The following is an 18601-nucleotide window of genomic DNA, read 5'->3' on the forward strand; positions in this document are numbered from 1 at the left end:
CGACGGCCACATCGTCGCCGTCCGCCAGGGCAACGCGCTCGCCACCTCGTTCCACCCGGAACTCACCGGCGACCACCGCGTGCACGCCCTGTTCGTCGACATGGTGCGCGCCAACCGGACACCTGAGTCCTTGTAGGATCTCTGGGGTTCGTTCATAGATGGGTTACGCGAAGGAGACAGGCAGATGTCCGGCCACTCTAAATGGGCTACGACGAAGCACAAGAAGGCCGTGATCGACGCCAAGCGCGGCAAGCTCTTCGCGAAGCTGATCAAGAACATCGAGGTCGCTGCGCGTATGGGTGGTGTCGACCTCGATGGCAACCCGACGCTCTACGACGCAGTCCAGAAGGCCAAGAAGCAGTCGGTTCCCAACAAGAACATCGACTCCGCCGTCAAGCGCGGTGGCGGTCTCGAGGCCGGCGGCGCCGACTACGAGACGATCATGTACGAGGGCTACGGTCCGAACGGTGTCGCGGTGCTCATCGAGTGCCTCACCGACAACCGCAACCGCGCCGCCTCCGACGTCCGCGTCGCCATGACCCGCAACGGCGGCAACATGGCCGACCCGGGCTCCGTTTCGTACATGTTCACCCGCAAGGGCGTCGTCATCGTCCCCAAGGGCGAGCTGGCCGAGGACGACGTGCTCGGTGCCGTGCTGGACGCCGGTGCCGAGGAGGTCAACGACCTCGGCGAGACCTTCGAGGTCATCAGCGAGGCCACCGACCTGGTCGCGGTCCGCACCGCCCTCCAGGAGGCCGGCATCGACTACGACTCCGCCGAGTCCAGCTTCGTCCCCTCCGTCCAGGTCGAGCTGGACGAGGAGGGCGCCAAGAAGATCTTCAAGCTGATCGACGCGCTCGAGGACAGCGACGACGTGCAGAACGTCTTCGCCAACTTCGACGTCAGCGACGAGATCATGGAGAAGGTCGACGCGTAACGCGCACGGCAGGCCGAGCGGGCCGACGGGACACACCCGTCGGCCCGTCGCCGTACACGGCGGTGTCGGTGGCACCCGATAGCCTGCACAGACAGGCGATCGAAGGGAGGGGCGCGTGCGCGTACTGGGGGTGGACCCCGGCCTGACCCGGTGCGGTGTCGGCGTCGTCGAGGGGGTCGCGGGCCGCCCGCTCACCATGCTCGGCGTCGGGGTCGTACGCACCCCGGTGGACACCGACCTCAGCCGGCGCCTGGTCGCCCTCGAACAGGGCATCGAGCAGTGGCTCGACGAGCACCGGCCGGAGTTCGTCGCCGTGGAGCGCGTTTTCAGCCAGCACAACGTCCGCACGGTCATGGGCACCGCCCAGGCCAGCGCCGTCGCCATGCTGTGCGCCGCCCGGCGCGGCATCCCGGTCGCCCTGCACACCCCCAGCGAGGTCAAGGCCGCCGTCACCGGCAGCGGCCGCGCCGACAAGGCCCAGGTCGGCGCCATGGTCACGAGGCTGCTCCGGCTCGCCGCACCGCCCAGGCCCGCGGACGCGGCCGACGCCCTCGCGCTCGCCATCTGCCACATCTGGCGCGCCCCCGCCCAGAACCGCCTCCAGCAGGCCGTCGCCCTGCACACGGCCAACGCGACGAAGGGCCGTACGGCATGAGCGCCTTCGCCGGGCCATGGACTCGCGGGTACTCCACCCCGACGAGGCCGACGCACCCTGCGGGCCGTCTCCCCGTCGTCCTCGCACGTCCGTGATGCGCGAAGAGGACCGCGCCCGGCGGCACGGCCCTCCTGGTCGATCAGCTGTCAGTGCAGCGGGCCATGATCCTTTGCCGACCCCTTGATCATCAGGGCGTGCGACGCGTTGTCGGTGCCACCGAATAACCTGGCCCGGCAGCGGTCCTCGCAAGACCCGGGCCACGGCATCATCGTCACTCCGTCCACCACCCAGCCCACGAAAGGCCGTACGGCATGATCGCCTTCGTCAGCGGCACGGTCGCCGCGCTCGCCCCCGACGCCGCGGTGGTGGAGGTCGGCGGTGTCGGCATGTCCGTCCAGTGCACCCCGGACACGCTCTCCACGCTCCGCGTCGGACAGCCCGCCACACTGCACACCTCCCTGGTCGTGCGCGAGGACTCGCTGACCCTGTACGGCTTCACGGACGACGACGCCCGCCAGGTCTTCGTCCTGCTCCAGACCGCCAGCGGCGTCGGCCCCCGCCTCGCCCAGGCCATGCTCGCGGTGCACAGCCCGGACGCCCTGCGCCGCGCCGTCGCCACCGGTGACGAGAAGGCCCTCACCGCCGTCCCCGGCATCGGCAAGAAGGGCGCACAGAAGCTGCTCCTGGAGCTGAAGGACCGGCTCGGCGCGCCCGTCGGCACCGCCCCCGCCGTCGGCGCCCCGGTCACCCAGGGCTGGCGCGACCAGCTGCACGCCGCCCTCATCGGCCTCGGCTACGCCACCAGGGAGGCCGACGAGGCCGTCGCCGCCGTGGCCCCGCAGGCCGAGGCGGCCGACGGCACCCCGCAGGTGGGGCAGCTGCTCAAGGCGGCCCTGCAGACCCTGAACCGCGCCCGCTGACCCAGACCGTCGTAAGGCAGAGCAGATGAATTGGGACGACACCACCGACGACCCCGCCGAGCGGCTGGTGGGCTCCGTCGCCGACCGCGAGGACCAGGCCGTCGAGGCCGCCCTGCGCCCCAAGGACCTCGGCGAGTTCATCGGCCAGGAGAAGGTCCGCGAACAGCTCGACCTCGTCCTGCGCGCCGCACGCGCGCGGGGGGCCACCGCCGACCACGTCCTGCTCTCCGGCGCCCCGGGCCTCGGCAAGACCACCCTGTCGATGATCATCGCCGCCGAGATGGGCGCCCCCATCCGCATCACCTCGGGCCCCGCCATCCAGCACGCCGGCGACCTCGCGGCGATCCTCTCCTCCCTCCAGGAGGGCGAGGTCCTCTTCCTGGACGAGATCCACCGCATGTCCCGGCCGGCCGAGGAGATGCTGTACATGGCGATGGAGGACTTCCGCGTCGACGTCATCGTCGGCAAGGGCCCCGGCGCCACCGCCATCCCCCTGGAGCTGCCCCCGTTCACGCTGGTCGGCGCCACCACGCGCGCGGGCCTGCTGCCGCCCCCGTTGCGCGACCGCTTCGGCTTCACCGCGCACATGGAGTTCTACGAGCCGCGCGAGCTGGAGCGCGTGGTGCACCGCTCGGCGACCCTGCTCGACGTCGAGATCGAGCCGGACGGCGCCGCCGAGATCGCCGGCCGGTCCCGGGGCACCCCCCGCATCGCCAACCGTCTGCTGCGCCGCGTCCGGGACTATGCGCAGGTCAAGGCGGACGGCCTCATCACCCGGGAGATCGCCGGGGCCGCCCTCGCCGTGTACGAGGTCGACGCCCGCGGCCTGGACCGGCTGGACCGCGCCGTCCTGGAGGCCCTGCTGAAACTGTTCGGCGGCGGACCGGTCGGTCTCTCCACCCTCGCCGTCGCGGTGGGGGAGGAGCGGGAGACCGTCGAGGAGGTCGCCGAACCGTTCCTCGTACGGGAGGGCCTGCTGGCCCGCACCCCGCGCGGCCGGGTCGCCACCCCCGCCGCCTGGGCCCACCTCGGGCTCACCCCGCCGGGTCCGGTGGGGGGAAACGGACAACAGGACCTGTTCGGGGCGTGAGGGCGGTCCGGCGGGGACCCGGGGGCGCCCCGAGCGCCGCCCGACGGCGAGGGCAGTGGCCGGACCAGGAACTCAGGTGCCATGCTGAGCGTTGTTCCATGCGCGCGGACTCGCTTAGACTCCGCCGATGCCGCTCCTTGCGGGCGGCGCGACCCACACCCCCGTCAACAGGCCGCTCTCCGTCGCGGTCGCGCGAAGGAAACCCCGTCCCGTGAATGCCTTTACCCTTCTCCCCTTCATCGTGCTCATCGCGGCCATGTTCCTGATGACGCGCTCTGCCAAGAAGAAGCAGCAGCAGGCCGCCTCCATGCGGAACGAGATGCAGCCCGGATCCGGTGTCCGCACGATCGGGGGGATGTACGCGACGGTCAAGGAGGTCAACGAGGACACGGTCCTCCTCGACGCCGGCCCGGGCGTCGACCTCCTCTTCGCCAAGAACGCGATCGGTGCCGTTCTCAGCGACGACGAGTACAACCGCATCGTCCACGGCATCGAGCACGACCTCAAGTCCGACGCGGACGTCGTCCCGGACGACGCCTCCTCCCTCACCGAGACCGACGAGACCGACGGATCCGCCGCCGCCTCCGACGACAAGATCGACCTCGGTAAGAAGGATGCCGACGAGGACGGCGCCGACGCGGCCGAGGCCACCGAGGCCAAGGCGGAGGAGCCGAAGAAGACCGACGGCGGTTCCGACGCGAAGTAGTCACGCCCCGGTGGCGCGCGGCGCGGCATAATCACGCCCCGCGCACCACCGGGCGCGTCTGTTTCCCGCACGGGAGCCCGACACCATGTCATGGCCGCCGCGCGCCGAACCGGCGCAGGGCGGCCCGAGAGGGAGTACGAGAAGGTGGCAGCACCTAAGAAGGGCCGGAGCGCGAGCGCCCAGGGCAAACCAGGGCGCTCACTGGCCCTCATCCTGATCGCCATCGCGGCGCTCACCGGCGGAATGTTCGCCTCAGGGCACACCACCCCCCGTCTCGGTATCGACCTTGCCGGCGGCACCAGCATCACGCTGACGGCGGTCAACCAGCCGGGCCAGCCCAACGCGATCAACAAGACCAACATGGACACCGCGGTCGACATCATGAACCGCCGTGTCAACGGTCTGGGCGTGTCGGAGGCGGAAGTCCAGACCCAGGGCGATCGCAACATCATCGTCAACATTCCGCGCGGCACGAACTCCAAGGAAGCACAGCAGCAGGTCGGCACCACCGCCAAGCTGTACTTCCGCCCCGTCCTGCAGCGGGAGGCCCAGGGCGCCACCGGCCAGCCCAAGCCGAGCGGCAGCCCCTCGCCCGCCGCCACCGGCAGCCCCTCGCCGAGCGCTTCCACCGGCTCCGGCAAGCAGAAGGCCAGCGGCTCCGGCACCCCCTCGGCCTCCGCGACCACGCAGGGCCGTGCCGTCACCGACGGGCTGAAGAAGGCCTCCCCGACGCCGTCCGCGACCGGCTCCGCGTCTCCCGGGGCCACCACCTCGCCCTCGCCGTCCCCGTCCGGGGGCACGGGCTCCACGGGCTCCTCCGACCTCCAGGCGCGCTACGCGGCCCTCGACTGCACCAAGCTCTCCGCGCAGAACAGTGCCGGCCAGGGCGCCAAGCCCGGCGAGCCGACCGTCGCCTGCGGCAAGGACGGCAAGGTCTGGAGCAAGTTCCTGCTCGGCCCCGTCGCCGTCGACGGCCAGGAGGTCAAGAAGGCGCAGGCCGTCTTCGACACCCAGGGCGCGAGCGGCTGGCAGGTCCAGATGAACTTCGACTCCAGCGGCTCCAAGAAGTTCGCCGACATCACCGGCCAGCTGGCGCAGAAGGCCACCCCGCAGAACGAGTTCGCGATCGTCCTCGACGACCAGGTGGTCTCCCACCCGTTCGTCCAGACCGCCATCGGCGGCGGCCAGGCCGAGATCTCGGGCAGCTTCACCCAGCAGGACGCCCAGAGCCTCGCCAACATGCTGTCGTACGGCGCGCTCCCGCTGTCCTTCAAGGAGTCGAGCGTCACGACGGTGACCGCCGCGCTCGGCGGCCAGCAGCTGCACGCCGGTCTGCTCGCGGGCGCGATCGGCCTCGCCCTGGTGATCATCTACCTGGTGTTCTACTACCGCGGGCTGTCGCTCATCGCCGTGGCGTCCCTGATGGTCTCGGCGGCCCTCACCTACGTGATCATGTCGCTGCTCGGCCCGGCCATCCACTTCGCGCTGAACCTGCCGGCCGTCTGCGGTGCCATCGTCGCCATCGGTATCACCGCGGACTCGTTCATCGTGTACTTCGAACGCATCCGGGACGAGATCCGCGAGGGCCGCACGCTGCGCCCCGCCGTCGAGCGTGCCTGGCCGCGCGCCCGGCGCACCGTCCTGGTCTCCGACTTCGTGTCGTTCCTCGCCGCCGCCGTCCTGTTCATCGTGACCGTCGGCAAGGTCCAGGGCTTCGCGTTCACGCTGGGTCTGACGACCGTGCTCGACGTGGTCGTCGTCTTCCTGTTCACCAAGCCGCTGATGACCCTGCTCGCCCGCAGCAAGTTCTTCGGCAACGGTCACAAGTGGTCAGGCCTCGACCCGAAGAGCCTCGGTGGCAAGCCGCCGCTGCGCCGCACCCGCCGTCCCGCCGGCCCCGCCGCCGGCCCCGTCGACCCGAAGGAGGCCTGAGCGATGTCGAAACTCGGCTCCATCGGCGCCCGGCTGCACCGCGGCGAGATCAGCTACGACTTCATCGGCAAGCGCAAGATCTGGTACGGCGTCTCGATCCTGATCACCATCACGGCCATCGTCGGCCTGGCGGTGCGCGGCCTGAACATGAGCATCGACTTCCAGGGCGGCGCCGTCTTCACGACGCCGACCAACATGAGCGTCTCGGTCGCTCAGGCGGAGTCGTACGCCAAGGACGCCTCCGGCCAGACGGCCGTCGTGCAGAAGCTCGGCAACGGCAGCCTGCGCATCCAGGTCGCCGGCCTGGACACGGCCAAGTCCGACCAGGTCAAGCAGAGCCTGGCCAAGGACCTGAAGCTCAACCCCGAGACGCTCGCCGCCGACCTGGTCGGCCCGAGCTGGGGTCAGGAGATCGCCGACAAGGCCTGGGAGGGCCTGGCGATCTTCATGGTGCTTGTCGTGATCTACCTGGCCATCGCCTTCGAGTGGCGTATGGCCATCGCGGCCCTGGTCGCGCTGATCCACGACATCACCATCACGACCGGCATCTACGCCCTGGTCGGCTTCCAGGTCTCGCCGGGCACGATCATCGGTCTGCTCACCATCCTCGGTTACTCGCTCTACGACACGGTCGTCGTCTTCGACAGCCTCAAGGAGCAGACGAAGGACATCACCAAGCAGACCCGCTTCACCTACAGCGAGATCGCCAACCGGTCGATCAACGGCACCCTGGTCCGCTCCATCAACACCACGGTCGTCGCCCTGCTGCCGGTCGCCGGTCTGCTCTTCATCGGCGGCGGCTTCCTCGGCGCCGGCGACCTCAACGACATCTCGCTGTCGCTGTTCGTCGGCCTCGCGGCCGGCGCGTACTCCTCGATCTTCATCGCCACGCCGCTCGTCGCCGACCTCAAGGAGCGCGAGCCGGCGATGAAGGCCCTCACCAAGCGGGTCATGGCCAAGCGCGCCCAGGCCGCCGCGGGGGACGTCGCCCCCGGTGACGACGCGGACGACGCCGCGCCCGCCGTGGTCGGCCCGCGCAACCAGCCCTCCTCCCGCGGCCGCGGCCGCCAGGGGGGCAGGCGCCGATGACCGACCTCGCCGACCTCACCGAGCTGCTGCTCAGCCGGATCCGTGACGTGGCGGACTACCCGGAGCCGGGCGTGATGTTCAAGGACATCACCCCGCTCCTGGCGGACCCGGACGCGTTCACGGCCCTGACCGACGCGCTCGCGGGGATCGCCGCGGACACCGGCGCGACCAAGGTCGTCGGCCTGGAGGCGCGGGGCTTCATCCTCGGCGCCCCCGTCGCCGTCCGCGCGGGCGTCGGCTTCATCCCGGTCCGCAAGGCGGGCAAGCTGCCCGGGGCCACGCTGCGCCAGGCCTACCAGCTGGAGTACGGCTCGGCCGAGATCGAGGTGCACGCGGAGGACCTGGCCCCCGGCGACCGCGTCCTGATCGTGGACGACGTCCTGGCGACCGGTGGCACCGCCGAAGCCGCGATCCGGCTCATCGAGCGGGCCGGTGCCGAGGTCTCGGGCCTCGCGGTCCTCATGGAGCTGGGCTTCCTCGGCGGCCGGGCGCGGCTGGTGCCCGCCCTCGCCGGGGCACCGCTGGAGGCGCTCCTCCAGGTGTGACCCGTCTCGTCGTACGGCCGTCCCGGCGCCCTGCCGGGGCGGCCGTACGCGTTTACGGAGCCCCGCCCCGGGCCACCCGTGGGACACCCGCCGGGCGCCCCCGCATCACCGCCCCGCCACCTCCCGGAATCCCACGGGAGCCCCCCGCGTTTCAGGAGCAGACGGTCCTCACATCCGCCTGCAGGCGATGACCGGGCGCGGGATCGCTACCATGGGGGTCTCCGGAGCCTGACCGGGGGACCCGGATCGCGCAGAGGAGTCCTCTTGCCAGACGAGGCCCAGCCACTGACCGCCGCCAAGCCCGAGCCCGCCTCGGCGCCCGCGGCGAAGCCCGCGCCGAACGTGCCGACCGCGACGAACGACAGCCGCGGGACGGTCGAGCACGCCCAGTCGGCGCCCGTCGAGAAGGCTGCCGAGTCCTCGCGTCCGAAACCGGCCCCGTCCACCGAGCGCCCCGCGCAGCCGCCCGTGGTGCGCCCGCCCGCCGTGCAGCCCGGCCGCACCGGCTCCTCCAACCGCGTCCGCGCCCGTCTCGCCCGCCTCGGCGTCCAGCGCGCGAACCCGTACAACCCGGTCCTGGAGCCCCTGCTGCGCATAGTGCGCAGCAACGACCCCAAGATCGAGAACGCCACGCTCCGCCAGATCGAGCGCGCCTACCAGGTCGCCGAGCGCTGGCACCGCGGCCAGAAGCGCAAGAGCGGCGACCCGTACATCACGCACCCGCTGGCGGTCACCACCATCCTCGCCGAGCTGGGCATGGACCCGGCGACCCTGATGGCGGGGCTGCTGCACGACACCGTCGAGGACACCGAGTACGGCCTGGACGACCTGCGCCGCGACTTCGGCGACGTCGTCGCGCTGCTCGTCGACGGCGTCACCAAGCTGGACAAGGTCAAGTTCGGCGAGGCCGCGCAGGCCGAGACCGTCCGCAAGATGGTCGTCGCCATGGCCAAGGACCCGCGCGTCCTGGTCATCAAGCTCGCCGACCGCCTGCACAACATGCGCACCATGCGCTATCTCAAGCGTGAGAAGCAGGAGAAGAAGGCGCGCGAGACCCTGGAGATCTACGCGCCGCTCGCCCACCGCCTGGGCATGAACACCATCAAGTGGGAGCTGGAGGACCTCGCCTTCGCGATCCTCTACCCGAAGATGTACGACGAGATCGTGCGGCTGGTGGCCGAGCGCGCCCCGAAGCGCGACGAGTACCTGGCCATAGTGACCGACGAGGTCCAGGCCGACCTGCGGGCCGCCCGCATCAAGGCGACCGTCACCGGCCGCCCGAAGCACTACTACAGCGTCTACCAGAAGATGATCGTCCGCGGCCGCGACTTCGCGGAGATCTACGACCTGGTGGGCATCCGCGTCCTCGTCGACACCGTCCGGGACTGCTACGCCGCCCTCGGCACCGTGCACGCGCGATGGAACCCGGTCCCCGGCCGGTTCAAGGACTACATCGCGATGCCCAAGTTCAACATGTACCAGTCGCTGCACACGACGGTCATCGGGCCCAACGGCAAGCCGGTCGAACTCCAGATCCGCACCTTCGACATGCACCGCCGCGCCGAGTACGGCATCGCCGCGCACTGGAAGTACAAGCAGGAGGCCGTCGCCGGCGCCTCCAAGATCCGTACCGACGCGCCCAAGACGTCCGCGAAGGACAAGGACGCCATCAACGACATGGCGTGGCTGCGGCAGTTGCTGGACTGGCAGAAGGAGACCGAGGACCCGGGCGAGTTCCTGGAGTCCCTGCGCTTCGACCTGTCCCGCAACGAGGTCTTCGTCTTCACCCCCAAGGGCGACGTCATAGCGCTGCCCGCGGGCGCCACCCCGGTCGACTTCGCGTACGCGGTCCACACCGAGGTCGGTCACCGCACGATAGGGGCACGGGTCAACGGCAGGCTCGTTCCGCTCGAATCCACCCTGGACAACGGCGACTTGGTGGAGGTCTTCACCTCCAAGGCACCCGGCGCCGGACCGTCGCGCGACTGGCTCGGCTTCGTCAAGTCCCCCCGGGCCCGCAACAAGATCCGCGCCTGGTTCTCCAAGGAGCGCCGCGACGAGGCCATCGAGCACGGCAAGGACGCCATCGTGCGGGCCATGCGCAAGCAGAACCTGCCGATCCAGCGCATCCTCACCGGCGACTCCCTGGTCACGCTGGCGCACGAGATGCGCTACTCGGACATCTCCGCGCTGTACGCGGCGATCGGCGAGGGGCACGTCTCCGCGCAGAACATCGTGCAGAAGCTCGTCCAGGCCCTCGGCGGCGAGGAGGCCGCCACCGAGGAGATCGACGAGGCGGTCCCGCCGTCCCGCACCCGCGGCCGCAAGCGCCGCTCCAGCGCCGACCCGGGCGTGGTCGTCAAGGGCGTCGACGACGTGTGGGTCAAGCTGGCCCGCTGCTGCACGCCCGTACCCGGCGACCCGATCATCGGCTTCGTCACGCGCGGCAGCGGCGTATCGGTTCACCGCAGCGACTGCGTCAACGTGGAGTCGCTGTCCCGGGAGCCGGAGCGCATCCTCGACGTCGAGTGGGCGCCCACCCAGTCCTCGGTCTTCCTGGTCGCCATCCAGGTCGAGGCCCTGGACCGCTCCCGCCTGCTGTCGGACGTCACCCGCGTCCTGTCCGACCAGCACGTCAACATCCTGTCGGCCGCCGTCCAGACCTCGCGCGACCGGGTGGCCACCTCCCGCTTCACCTTCGAGATGGGCGACCCGAAGCACCTGGGCCACGTCCTGAAGGCCGTACGGGGCGTGGAGGGCGTGTACGACGTCTACCGCGTGACCTCGGGACGCACCCGCTCGTAGGGACACGAGGGCCCGCCGCATCCCGGCGGGCCCGGCACACGGAAAAGGCCCCGTACGCGCGTACGGGGCCCTTTCGCATCACTACCGGGGGGATTCAGCCGCCGAACTCGTGCAGGCCCTTCAGGGCCTGGTCCAGGAGCGCCTGGCGGCCCTCCAGCTCACGCTCCAGCTTGTCGGCCTTGGCGTTGTTGCCCTGGGCGCGGGCCTGCTCGATCTGGCCCCGCAGCTTGTCCACGGCGGCCTGGAGCTGACCGGTCAGACCCTCGGCACGCGCGCGTGCCTCCGGGTTCGTCCGGCGCCACTCGGCCTCCTCGGCCTCCTGGATCGCCCGCTCGACCGTGTGCATCCGGCCCTCGACCTTGGGACGCGCGTCCCGCGGAACGTGGCCGATGGCCTCCCAGCGCTCGTTGATCGAACGGAAGGCGCCCCGGGCCGACTTGAGGTCCGTGATCGGCAGGAGCTTCTCGGCCTCCTCGGCCAGCTCCTCCTTCAGCTTCAGGTTCTCGGCCTGCTCCGCGTCCCGCTCGGCGAACACCGAGCTGCGCGCGGCGAAGAACACGTCCTGGGCACCGCGGAAGCGGTTCCACAGATCGTCCTCGTGCTCACGCTGGGCACGGCCCGCGGCCTTCCAGTCCGCCATCAGCTCGCGGTAACGGGCCGCCGTCGGGCCCCAGTCCGTGGAGCCGGACAGCGCCTCGGCCTCGGCGACCAGCCGCTCCTTGATCCGGCGGGCGTCCTCGCGCTGCGCGTCCAGCTGCGCGAAGTGACCCTTGCGGCGCTTGGAGAACGCCGACCGGGCGTGCGAGAACCGGTGCCACAGCTCGTCGTCCGACTTGCGGTCCAGCCGCGGCAGCCCCTTCCAGGTGTCCACCAGCGCCCGCAGCCGCTCACCCGCGGCCCGCCACTGGTCGGACTGCGCCAGCTGCTCCGCCTCGGTGACCAGGTCCTCCTTGGCCTGGCGCGCCTCGTCGGACTGCCTGGCCCGCTGGGCCTTGCGCTCCTCGCGGCGCGCCTCGACGGTCTCCACGAGCTTGTCCAGCCGCTTGCGCAGGGCGTCCAGGTCGCCGACCGCGTGGTGCGCCTCCACCTGCTCGCGCAGGTGCCCGATGGCCACCTGGGCGTCCTTCGCCGACAGATCGGTGGTCTGCACGCGCTTCTCGAGGAGGCCGATCTCGACAACCAGGCCCTCGTACTTGCGCTCGAAGTAGGCCAGCGCCTCCTCGGGGGAGCCGGCCGCCCACGATCCGACGACCTGCTCGCCGTCGGCCGTACGCACGTACACGGTCCCCGTCTCGTCGACGCGGCCCCACGGGTCGCTGCTCACAGCGCCTCCTCCACATGATGCCCGCGGGGGGTTTCGGCACCCCGGGCATCGTCCACAGTTTCGTCACGGCCAACATAGGCGACCAGCGGGTTGCCTGTCCGCATCCAGCGCGACCGAAATTCCACAGCCGGCCGTTCTCGGGTTTCCGGCGGCGTCAGGACTTCGTGACCGTCGCCTTGTTGATCACGACGGTCGCGTTCGGCGCACCGTCACCGGCGCCCGTGCTCTCGCCCGCCGCGGCGATCTTGTCGAGCACCTTCAGGCCGGCCGCGTCGATCGTGCCGAACGGCGTGTAGTTGGGCGGCAGCGGGCTGCTCTTGTACACGAGGAAGAACTGGCTGCCGCCGGTGTGCTTCTGGCCGGTGTTGGCCATCGCGACCGTGCCCGCCGGATACGAGTTGCCCTTCAGGCTCGTGTCCTTCAGGTTCTCGTCCGGGATCGTGTAGCCCGGACCGCCGCTGCCGGAGCCCGTCGGGTCGCCGCACTGCAGTACGTAGATGCCCTGCGTGGTCAGCCGGTGGCACTTGGTGTGGTCGAAGAAGCCCTTGCCCGCAAGGAAGTCGAACGAGTTGACCGTGTGCGGGGCCGCGGACGTCTTCAGGTCGATGCCGATGTCACCGCACGTGGTGGCGAGCTTCATCGTGTACCGCGCCGAGGTGTCGATCGCCATCGCCGGCTCCGACTTCCAGCTCAGCTTCTTCACCGCGCCCGCCGCCGGCTTCTGGCACGGGTCCGGGGCCTTGCTCGGCGGGGTGGCACTGGGCGTCGTCTGCGCGGCGGTGTCGGTCTTCTTGTCGTCCTTGTTCTTCAGCACCCCGGTCGTGTACAGGGCGACGCTGCCGATCACGACCACGCCCAGTACCGACGCGATCACGGAGTTGCGCACGCGGGCCTTGCGCCGCGACTCGGTGCGCCGCTGCTGCTGCCGCAAGAACTTCTCCCGGGCGAGCTGACGCCGCCGCTGCTCCTGGCTGACCACCGGGTTGTCTCCTCATGCGTGTCGTGTGTCGAGCGGTACGCGTGCGCCCTTGTGAGCAGACCGCTGCGTGTAGCCCCGTACCGTATATGGGTTCGCTGAGGAAACGGCAGCGCCGGTAGGCTCTGACTGCAGCTGAAGCCGCCTGTAGCCGACACAACGAAGGACGATCGTGCTCATTGCCGGGTTCCCCGCCGGGGCCTGGGGGACGAACTGTTATCTCGTCGCCCCCGCCGCCGGTGAGGAGTGCGTGATCATCGACCCCGGCCACCAGGCCGCCGAAGGCGTCGAGGAAGCGCTCAGGAAACATCGGCTCAAGCCCGTCGCGGTCGTTCTCACCCACGGTCACATCGACCACGTGGCCTCGGTCGTCCCGGTCTGCGGTGCACACGACGTACCCGCCTGGATCCACCCCGAGGACCGCTACATGATGAGCGACCCCGAGAAGGCGCTCGGCCGGTCCATCGGCATGCCGCTGATGGGTGAGCTGACCGTGGGGGAGCCGGACGACGTCAGGGAGCTGGCCGACGGCGCGAAGCTGGAGCTGGCCGGGCTGGAGTTCTCCGTCGCGCACGCGCCGGGCCATACCAAGGGGTCGGTGACCTTCCGGATGCCCGAGACCACCGACATCCCGTCGGTGTTCTTCTCCGGGGATCTGCTGTTCGCCGGCTCCATCGGACGCACCGACCTGCCGGGCGGATCCATGGAGGACATGCTCGGGTCGCTGGCACGCGTGTGCCTGCCGCTCGACGACTCCACCGTGGTGCTGTCCGGACACGGTCCCCAGACGACCATCGGCCAGGAGCGCGCCGCCAACCCGTACCTGCGGCAGGTCGGCGCCGGCCAGGGAGCCTCCGCGGCTCCCCGACGAGGAATGTGACGAGAGAGCTTCCGTGAGCACGTTCAACGCCCCCAAGGGCACCTACGACCTGATCCCGCCGGACTCGGCCAGGTACCTGGCGGTCCGCGAGGCGATCGCCGCCCCGCTGCGCAACTCCGGTTACGGCTACATCGAGACGCCCGGTTTCGAGAACGTCGAGCTGTTCGCGCGCGGCGTCGGCGAGTCCACCGACATCGTGACCAAGGAGATGTACGCCTTCGAGACCAAGGGCGGCGACAGGCTCGCCCTGCGGCCCGAGGGCACGGCGTCCGTGCTGCGCGCGGCCCTGGAGGCCAACCTGCACAAGTCGGGCAACCTCCCCGTCAAGCTCTGGTACTCGGGCTCGTACTACCGCTACGAGCGCCCGCAGAAGGGCCGTTACCGGCACTTCTCCCAGGTCGGCGCCGAGGCGATCGGCGCGGAGGACCCGGCCCTCGACGCCGAGCTGATCATCCTGGCCGACCAGGCGTACCGCTCGCTCGGCCTGCGCGCCTTCCGCATCCTGCTGAACAGCCTGGGCGACAAGGAGTGCCGTCCGGTGTACCGGGCCGCGCTCCAGGACTTCCTGCGCGGCCTGGACCTGGACGAGGACACGCGCCGGCGCGTCGACATCAACCCGCTGCGGGTCCTCGACGACAAGCGCGAGTCGGTCCAGAAGCAGTTGACCGGCGCCCCGCTGCTGCGCGACTACCTGTGCGACGCCTGCAAGGCGTACCACGAGGAGGTCCGTGAGCTGATCACCGCGGCGGGTGTGGTCTTCGAGGACGACCCGAAGCTGGTGCGCGGCCTGGACTACTACACCCGCACCACGTTCGAGTTCGTGCACGACGGCCTGGGCTCGCAGTCCGCGGTGGGCGGCGGCGGCCGCTACGACGGCCTGTCCGAGATGATCGGCGGCCCGGCGCTGCCGTCGGTGGGCTGGGCCCTCGGGGTCGACCGCACGGTCCTCGCGCTGGAGGCGGAGGGTGTGGAACTGGACATCCCGTCCGCCACGTCCGTCTACGCGGTGCCGCTCGGCGAGGAGGCCCGCCGCGTGCTGTTCGCGAAGGTCACCGAGCTGCGCAAGGTCGGTATCGCGGCCGACTTCTCGTACGGCGGCAAGGGCCTGAAGGGCGCCATGAAGAACGCCAACCGCAGCGGCGCGCGGTACGCGGTCGTCGCCGGCGAGCGCGACCTCGCCGAGGGCGTGGTCCAGCTCAAGGACATGGAGTCCGGTGAGCAGACGGCGATCGGCGTGAACGAGATCGTGGCGGAACTGGAGTCCCGTCTCGGCTAGTCCGGACCGACGAGAGGGGCGCCCGCCGCACGGCGGGCGCCCCTCTCGTGCGTCGTGCAACCCCTGGTCCGGCGTCGCCCACGCCCAACTCGCCGAGGACGCCCGGCGGATGGGTCGTGAGCGCCCTTGCGCGGCGGCCCCGGACCGGCCACACGTCAACTCGACGGGTGCCGGTTCATCCCGCCGGGGGATGCCCACACGGGATCTCCACGCGCGCGTGCCCGTCGCCGGGTCCGCCCCGGGGAGACCACCGTCATGACGTCCCCGTACGGCTCGCGGGGCCCCCGCACGTTCACCGCGGGTTCGTTCGCGTGTGCTGTCGTGCACCCCGGGCATCGGCCGGAACCGAACGCTCGGTGACCTCCTTGCGTATGTCCTTATGTCCATCGAACGGTGGGCGCGCATGCGGGTGCGGCACAATGGCCCTGCCCGAAGATGGTCCAAGTCTCAAGTGACGGAATCGGCGTGATGAGCAAGACGACAGTCAAAGACGTCTCCACGGAGTCCGGTCCCGAGCGCGCCGCAGACACTCCGCGCCTGGTGGGCGGCGGCCGCGCCTTCGCCCTGATGCTGGTGATCACCGGCGCGGCCGGACTGCTGGCGGCGTGGGTCATCACGCTCGACAAGAACAAGATCCTCGAGGCGAAGATCGCGGGGAAGACGTTCACGCCGGGCTGCAGCGTCAACCCGATCGTGTCCTGCGGCAGCGTCATGGAGAGCAAGCAGGCGGCGGCCTTCGGCTTCCCGAACCCCTGGCTCGGCCTGGTCTGCTACGGCATCGTCGTCTGCGTCGGCATGAGCCTGCTGGCCCGCGCCCGCTTCCCGCGCTGGTACTGGCTGACCTTCAACTTCGGCACGCTCTTCGGTGTCTGCTTCGTCACCTGGCTGCAGTTCCAGTCCCTGTACCGGATCAACGCGCTGTGCCTGTGGTGCTCCCTCGCCTGGGTCGCCACGATCACCATGTTCTGGTACGTGACCTCGTCCAACGTCCGCAACGACTTCCTGCCGGCGCCCCGCTGGCTCAAGTCCTTCCTCGGCGAGTTCACCTGGGTGCTCCCGGTCACCCACTGCGGCGTCATCGCCATGCTGATCCTGACCCGCTGGGGCAGCCAGCTCTGGGCCTGACCAGGGGCCGGGCGGCATTGTCGGTGCCGTGTCTTAGGGTTTCAGCGTGGAACCCGACCTCTTCACCGCCGCAGCAGAAGACCGCCAGGAGAAGGACCCGGCGGCCAGCCCCCTCGCGGTGCGCATGCGCCCCCGCACGCTCGACGAGGTCGTGGGCCAGCAGCATCTGCTGAAATCCGGCTCACCCCTGCGCCGCCTGGTCGGCGAGGGCTCCGGCGGCCCCGCCGGACCGTCCTCGGTGATCCTGTGGGGCCCGCCCGGCACGGGCAAGACGACCCTCGCCTACGTCGTCTCCAAGGCCACCGACAAGCGCTTCGTGGAACTGTCCGCGATCACCGCCGGCGTCAAGGAGGTCCGCGCGGTCATCGACGGCGCCCGCCGTGCCAGCGGCGGCTTCGGCAGGGAGACCGTCCTCTTCCTCGACGAGATCCACCGCTTCAGCAAGGCCCAGCAGGACTCCCTGCTGCCCGCCGTCGAGAACCGCTGGGTGACGCTGATCGCGGCCACCACGGAGAACCCCTACTTCTCGGTCATCTCCCCGCTCCTGTCCCGCTCCCTGCTGCTCACCCTCGAACCCCTCACCGACGACGACATCCGCAGCCTGCTGAAGCGGGCGCTGGGCGACGAGCGCGGCCTGGCGGACGCGGTCGCCCTCCCCGAGGACACCGAGGAACACCTCCTGCGCATCGCCGGCGGTGACGCCCGCCGCGCCCTGACCGCCCTGGAGGCCGCCGCCGGAGCCGCCCTCGACCAGGGCGAGAGCGAGATCAGCCTGGAGACACTGGAGCAGACCGTCGACCGGGCGGCGGTGAAGTACGACCGCGACGGCGACCAGCACTACGACGTGGCCAGCGCCCTCATCAAGTCGATCCGCGGCTCCGACGTCGACGCGGCCCTGCACTACCTGGCCCGCATGATCGAGGCCGGCGAGGATCCCCGGTTCATCGCCCGCCGCCTGATGATCTCCGCCAGCGAGGACATCGGCCTGGCCGACCCCGGCGCCCTGCCCATCGCCGTCGCCGCCGCCCAGGCCGTCGCCATGATCGGCTTCCCCGAGGCCGCGCTCACCCTCAGCCACGCCACCATCGCCCTGGCGCTCGCGCCCAAGTCCAACTCCGCGACCACCGCGATCGGCGCCGCGACCCAGGACGTGCGGGCGGGCCTCGCCGGCCCGGTCCCGCCGCACCTGCGCGACGGGCACTACAAGGGCGCCGCCAAGCTCGGCCACGCGCAGGGGTACGTCTACCCGCACGACCTGCCCGAGGGCATCGCCCAGCAGCAGTACGCCCCGGACGCCCTGAAGGACCGCGAGTACTACACGCCGACCCGGCACGGCACCGAGGCCAGATACGCCGACGCGGTCGAGTGGACCAGGAAGCACCTCGGTCGCAGGCGGTCCTGAGCACCCTGTAGACTGCGTCGAAGTGCCGAGTCCCGTGCCGTCAGAGCGGGACAGCCGGCCGGAGACCCGGTCCCTCGCGGACCGGCTCCAGGAGCGTCGCGCACCGTCGAACGGTGTCGCGGGCAGCCCACCACCACTCGCCATCGCGGGACGGTCGGTGGGCCACTCGCGTGCTGCACGTATGTGCCCAGACCAGGGAAGCGGCTGCCCGGCAGGTCCCCTCACGGGGCCGGCGGGTTTTCCCGGCTGCGGATGCGACCTCTCTAACTCTGGCAAGCCGAACACTACGAAAGAGACAGAGACAGTGGCGAACCAGTCCCGCCCCAAGGTCAAGAAGTCGCGTGCCCTCGGCATCGCGCTGACCCCGAAGGCCGTCAAGTACTTCGAGGCCCGCCCCTACCCGCCGGGTGAGCACGGCCGTGGCCGCAAGCAGAACTCGGACTACAAGGTCCGTCTGCTGGAGAAGCAGCGCCTGCGCGCTCAGTACGACATCTCCGAGCGCCAGCTGGTCCGCGCCTACGAGCGTGCGTCCAAGGTCCAGGGCAAGACCGGTGAGGCCCTGATCGTCGAGCTGGAGCGCCGCCTCGACGCGCTGGTCCTGCGTTCGGGCATCGCCCGCACGATCTACCAGGCCCGCCAGATGGTCGTCCACGGCCACATCCAGGTCAACGGCCAGAAGGTCGACAAGCCGTCCTTCCGTGTCCGTCCGGACGACGTCGTGCAGGTCCGCGACCGCTCCAAGGAGAAGACCCTCTTCACGATCGCCCGTGAGGGTGGCTTCGCCCCCGACGGTGAGACCCCGCGCTACCTGCAGGTGAACCTCAAGGCCCTGGCGTTCCGCCTGGACCGCGAGCCGAACCGCAAGGAGATCCCGGTGATCTGCGACGAGCAGCTCGTCGTCGAGTACTACGCCCGCTGATCCCAGCCCCGGCGCAGTTC

General features: G+C 70.6%; 16 protein-coding genes and 1 pseudogene. 15 read left to right on the forward strand and 2 right to left on the reverse strand.

Going from position 1 to position 18601, the window contains the following annotated elements:
* From ACZ7FF_RS33745 to ACZ7FF_RS33790, 10 genes and pseudogenes are all read left to right on the forward strand, one after another.
* Positions 1-136 (forward strand): annotated as a pseudogene (locus tag ACZ7FF_RS33745) (pyridoxal 5'-phosphate synthase glutaminase subunit PdxT); the annotation flags it as partial.
* Positions 137-184: 48 nt separating this feature from the next.
* Positions 185-937, forward strand: a complete 753-nt coding sequence (locus ACZ7FF_RS33750; protein WP_470817123.1) for a YebC/PmpR family DNA-binding transcriptional regulator — start codon at positions 185-187, stop codon at positions 935-937.
* A 115-nt stretch (positions 938-1052) separates the two neighbouring features.
* Positions 1053-1592, forward strand: a complete 540-nt coding sequence (ruvC, locus tag ACZ7FF_RS33755; RefSeq protein ID WP_470817125.1) for a crossover junction endodeoxyribonuclease RuvC — start codon at positions 1053-1055, stop codon at positions 1590-1592.
* 311 nt (positions 1593-1903) lie between these two features.
* Positions 1904-2512 carry a Holliday junction branch migration protein RuvA gene (ruvA, locus tag ACZ7FF_RS33760; RefSeq protein ID WP_470817127.1) on the forward strand — a complete coding sequence of 203 codons (609 nt, stop codon included), beginning with the start codon at positions 1904-1906 and terminating at the stop codon, positions 2510-2512.
* A gap of 25 nt (positions 2513-2537) precedes the next feature.
* The gene (gene ruvB, locus ACZ7FF_RS33765; RefSeq protein ID WP_470817130.1) at positions 2538-3602 is read left to right on the forward strand and encodes a Holliday junction branch migration DNA helicase RuvB; all 1065 of its coding nucleotides are present in this window, start codon (positions 2538-2540) and stop codon (positions 3600-3602) included.
* A gap of 211 nt (positions 3603-3813) precedes the next feature.
* Entirely contained in the window at positions 3814-4308 is a 495-nt protein-coding gene (gene yajC / locus ACZ7FF_RS33770) for a preprotein translocase subunit YajC (RefSeq protein WP_470817132.1), read from the forward strand.
* A gap of 144 nt (positions 4309-4452) precedes the next feature.
* Entirely contained in the window at positions 4453-6240 is a 1788-nt protein-coding gene (gene secD / locus ACZ7FF_RS33775) for a protein translocase subunit SecD (RefSeq protein WP_470817134.1), read from the forward strand.
* A gap of 3 nt (positions 6241-6243) precedes the next feature.
* A complete protein-coding gene (secF, locus tag ACZ7FF_RS33780) occupies positions 6244-7329 on the forward strand; it encodes a protein translocase subunit SecF (protein WP_470817136.1) in 1086 nt (361 codons plus the stop codon).
* Positions 7326-7874: an adenine phosphoribosyltransferase gene (locus ACZ7FF_RS33785; protein WP_470817138.1), complete on the forward strand. Its 549-nt coding sequence runs from the start codon at positions 7326-7328 to the stop codon at positions 7872-7874. Before secF ends, ACZ7FF_RS33785 begins: the two co-directional genes overlap by 4 nt.
* 264 nt (positions 7875-8138) lie before the next feature.
* Positions 8139-10679 (forward strand): RelA/SpoT family protein, encoded by a 2541-nt coding sequence (locus tag ACZ7FF_RS33790; RefSeq protein ID WP_470817140.1) that lies wholly within the window; start codon positions 8139-8141, stop codon positions 10677-10679.
* A gap of 94 nt (positions 10680-10773) precedes the next feature.
* Here ACZ7FF_RS33790 and ACZ7FF_RS33795 read toward each other — a convergent pair whose 3' ends face one another.
* Together ACZ7FF_RS33795 and ACZ7FF_RS33800 are read right to left on the reverse strand one after the other, a co-directional pair.
* Positions 10774-12003 carry a DUF349 domain-containing protein gene (locus ACZ7FF_RS33795; RefSeq protein WP_470817141.1) on the reverse strand — a complete coding sequence of 410 codons (1230 nt, stop codon included), beginning with the start codon at positions 12001-12003 and terminating at the stop codon, positions 10774-10776.
* Positions 12004-12157: 154 nt separating this feature from the next.
* The gene (locus ACZ7FF_RS33800) at positions 12158-12982 is read right to left on the reverse strand and encodes a peptidylprolyl isomerase (protein ID WP_470817143.1); all 825 of its coding nucleotides are present in this window, start codon (positions 12980-12982) and stop codon (positions 12158-12160) included.
* A 169-nt stretch (positions 12983-13151) separates the two neighbouring features.
* On the opposite strand from ACZ7FF_RS33800, the gene ACZ7FF_RS33805 reads away from it, so the two are divergent.
* From ACZ7FF_RS33805 to rpsD, 5 genes are all read left to right on the forward strand, one after another.
* Positions 13152-13859, forward strand: coding sequence for an MBL fold metallo-hydrolase (locus ACZ7FF_RS33805; protein WP_470817146.1), 708 nt, complete (start codon positions 13152-13154; stop codon positions 13857-13859).
* Positions 13860-13872: 13 nt separating this feature from the next.
* Positions 13873-15135: a histidine--tRNA ligase gene (gene hisS, locus ACZ7FF_RS33810; RefSeq protein WP_470817150.1), complete on the forward strand. Its 1263-nt coding sequence runs from the start codon at positions 13873-13875 to the stop codon at positions 15133-15135.
* A gap of 468 nt (positions 15136-15603) precedes the next feature.
* Positions 15604-16260, forward strand: coding sequence for a vitamin K epoxide reductase family protein (locus ACZ7FF_RS33815; protein WP_470817152.1), 657 nt, complete (start codon positions 15604-15606; stop codon positions 16258-16260).
* A gap of 46 nt (positions 16261-16306) precedes the next feature.
* Positions 16307-17662, forward strand: a complete 1356-nt coding sequence (locus tag ACZ7FF_RS33820; protein WP_470817154.1) for a replication-associated recombination protein A — start codon at positions 16307-16309, stop codon at positions 17660-17662.
* 304 nt (positions 17663-17966) lie between these two features.
* Positions 17967-18581 carry a 30S ribosomal protein S4 gene (gene rpsD / locus ACZ7FF_RS33825; RefSeq protein ID WP_030343860.1) on the forward strand — a complete coding sequence of 205 codons (615 nt, stop codon included), beginning with the start codon at positions 17967-17969 and terminating at the stop codon, positions 18579-18581.
* Positions 18582-18601 lie beyond the last annotated feature (20 nt).

The sequence above is a fragment of the Streptomyces sp. NPDC037126 genome (assembly GCF_055605965.1).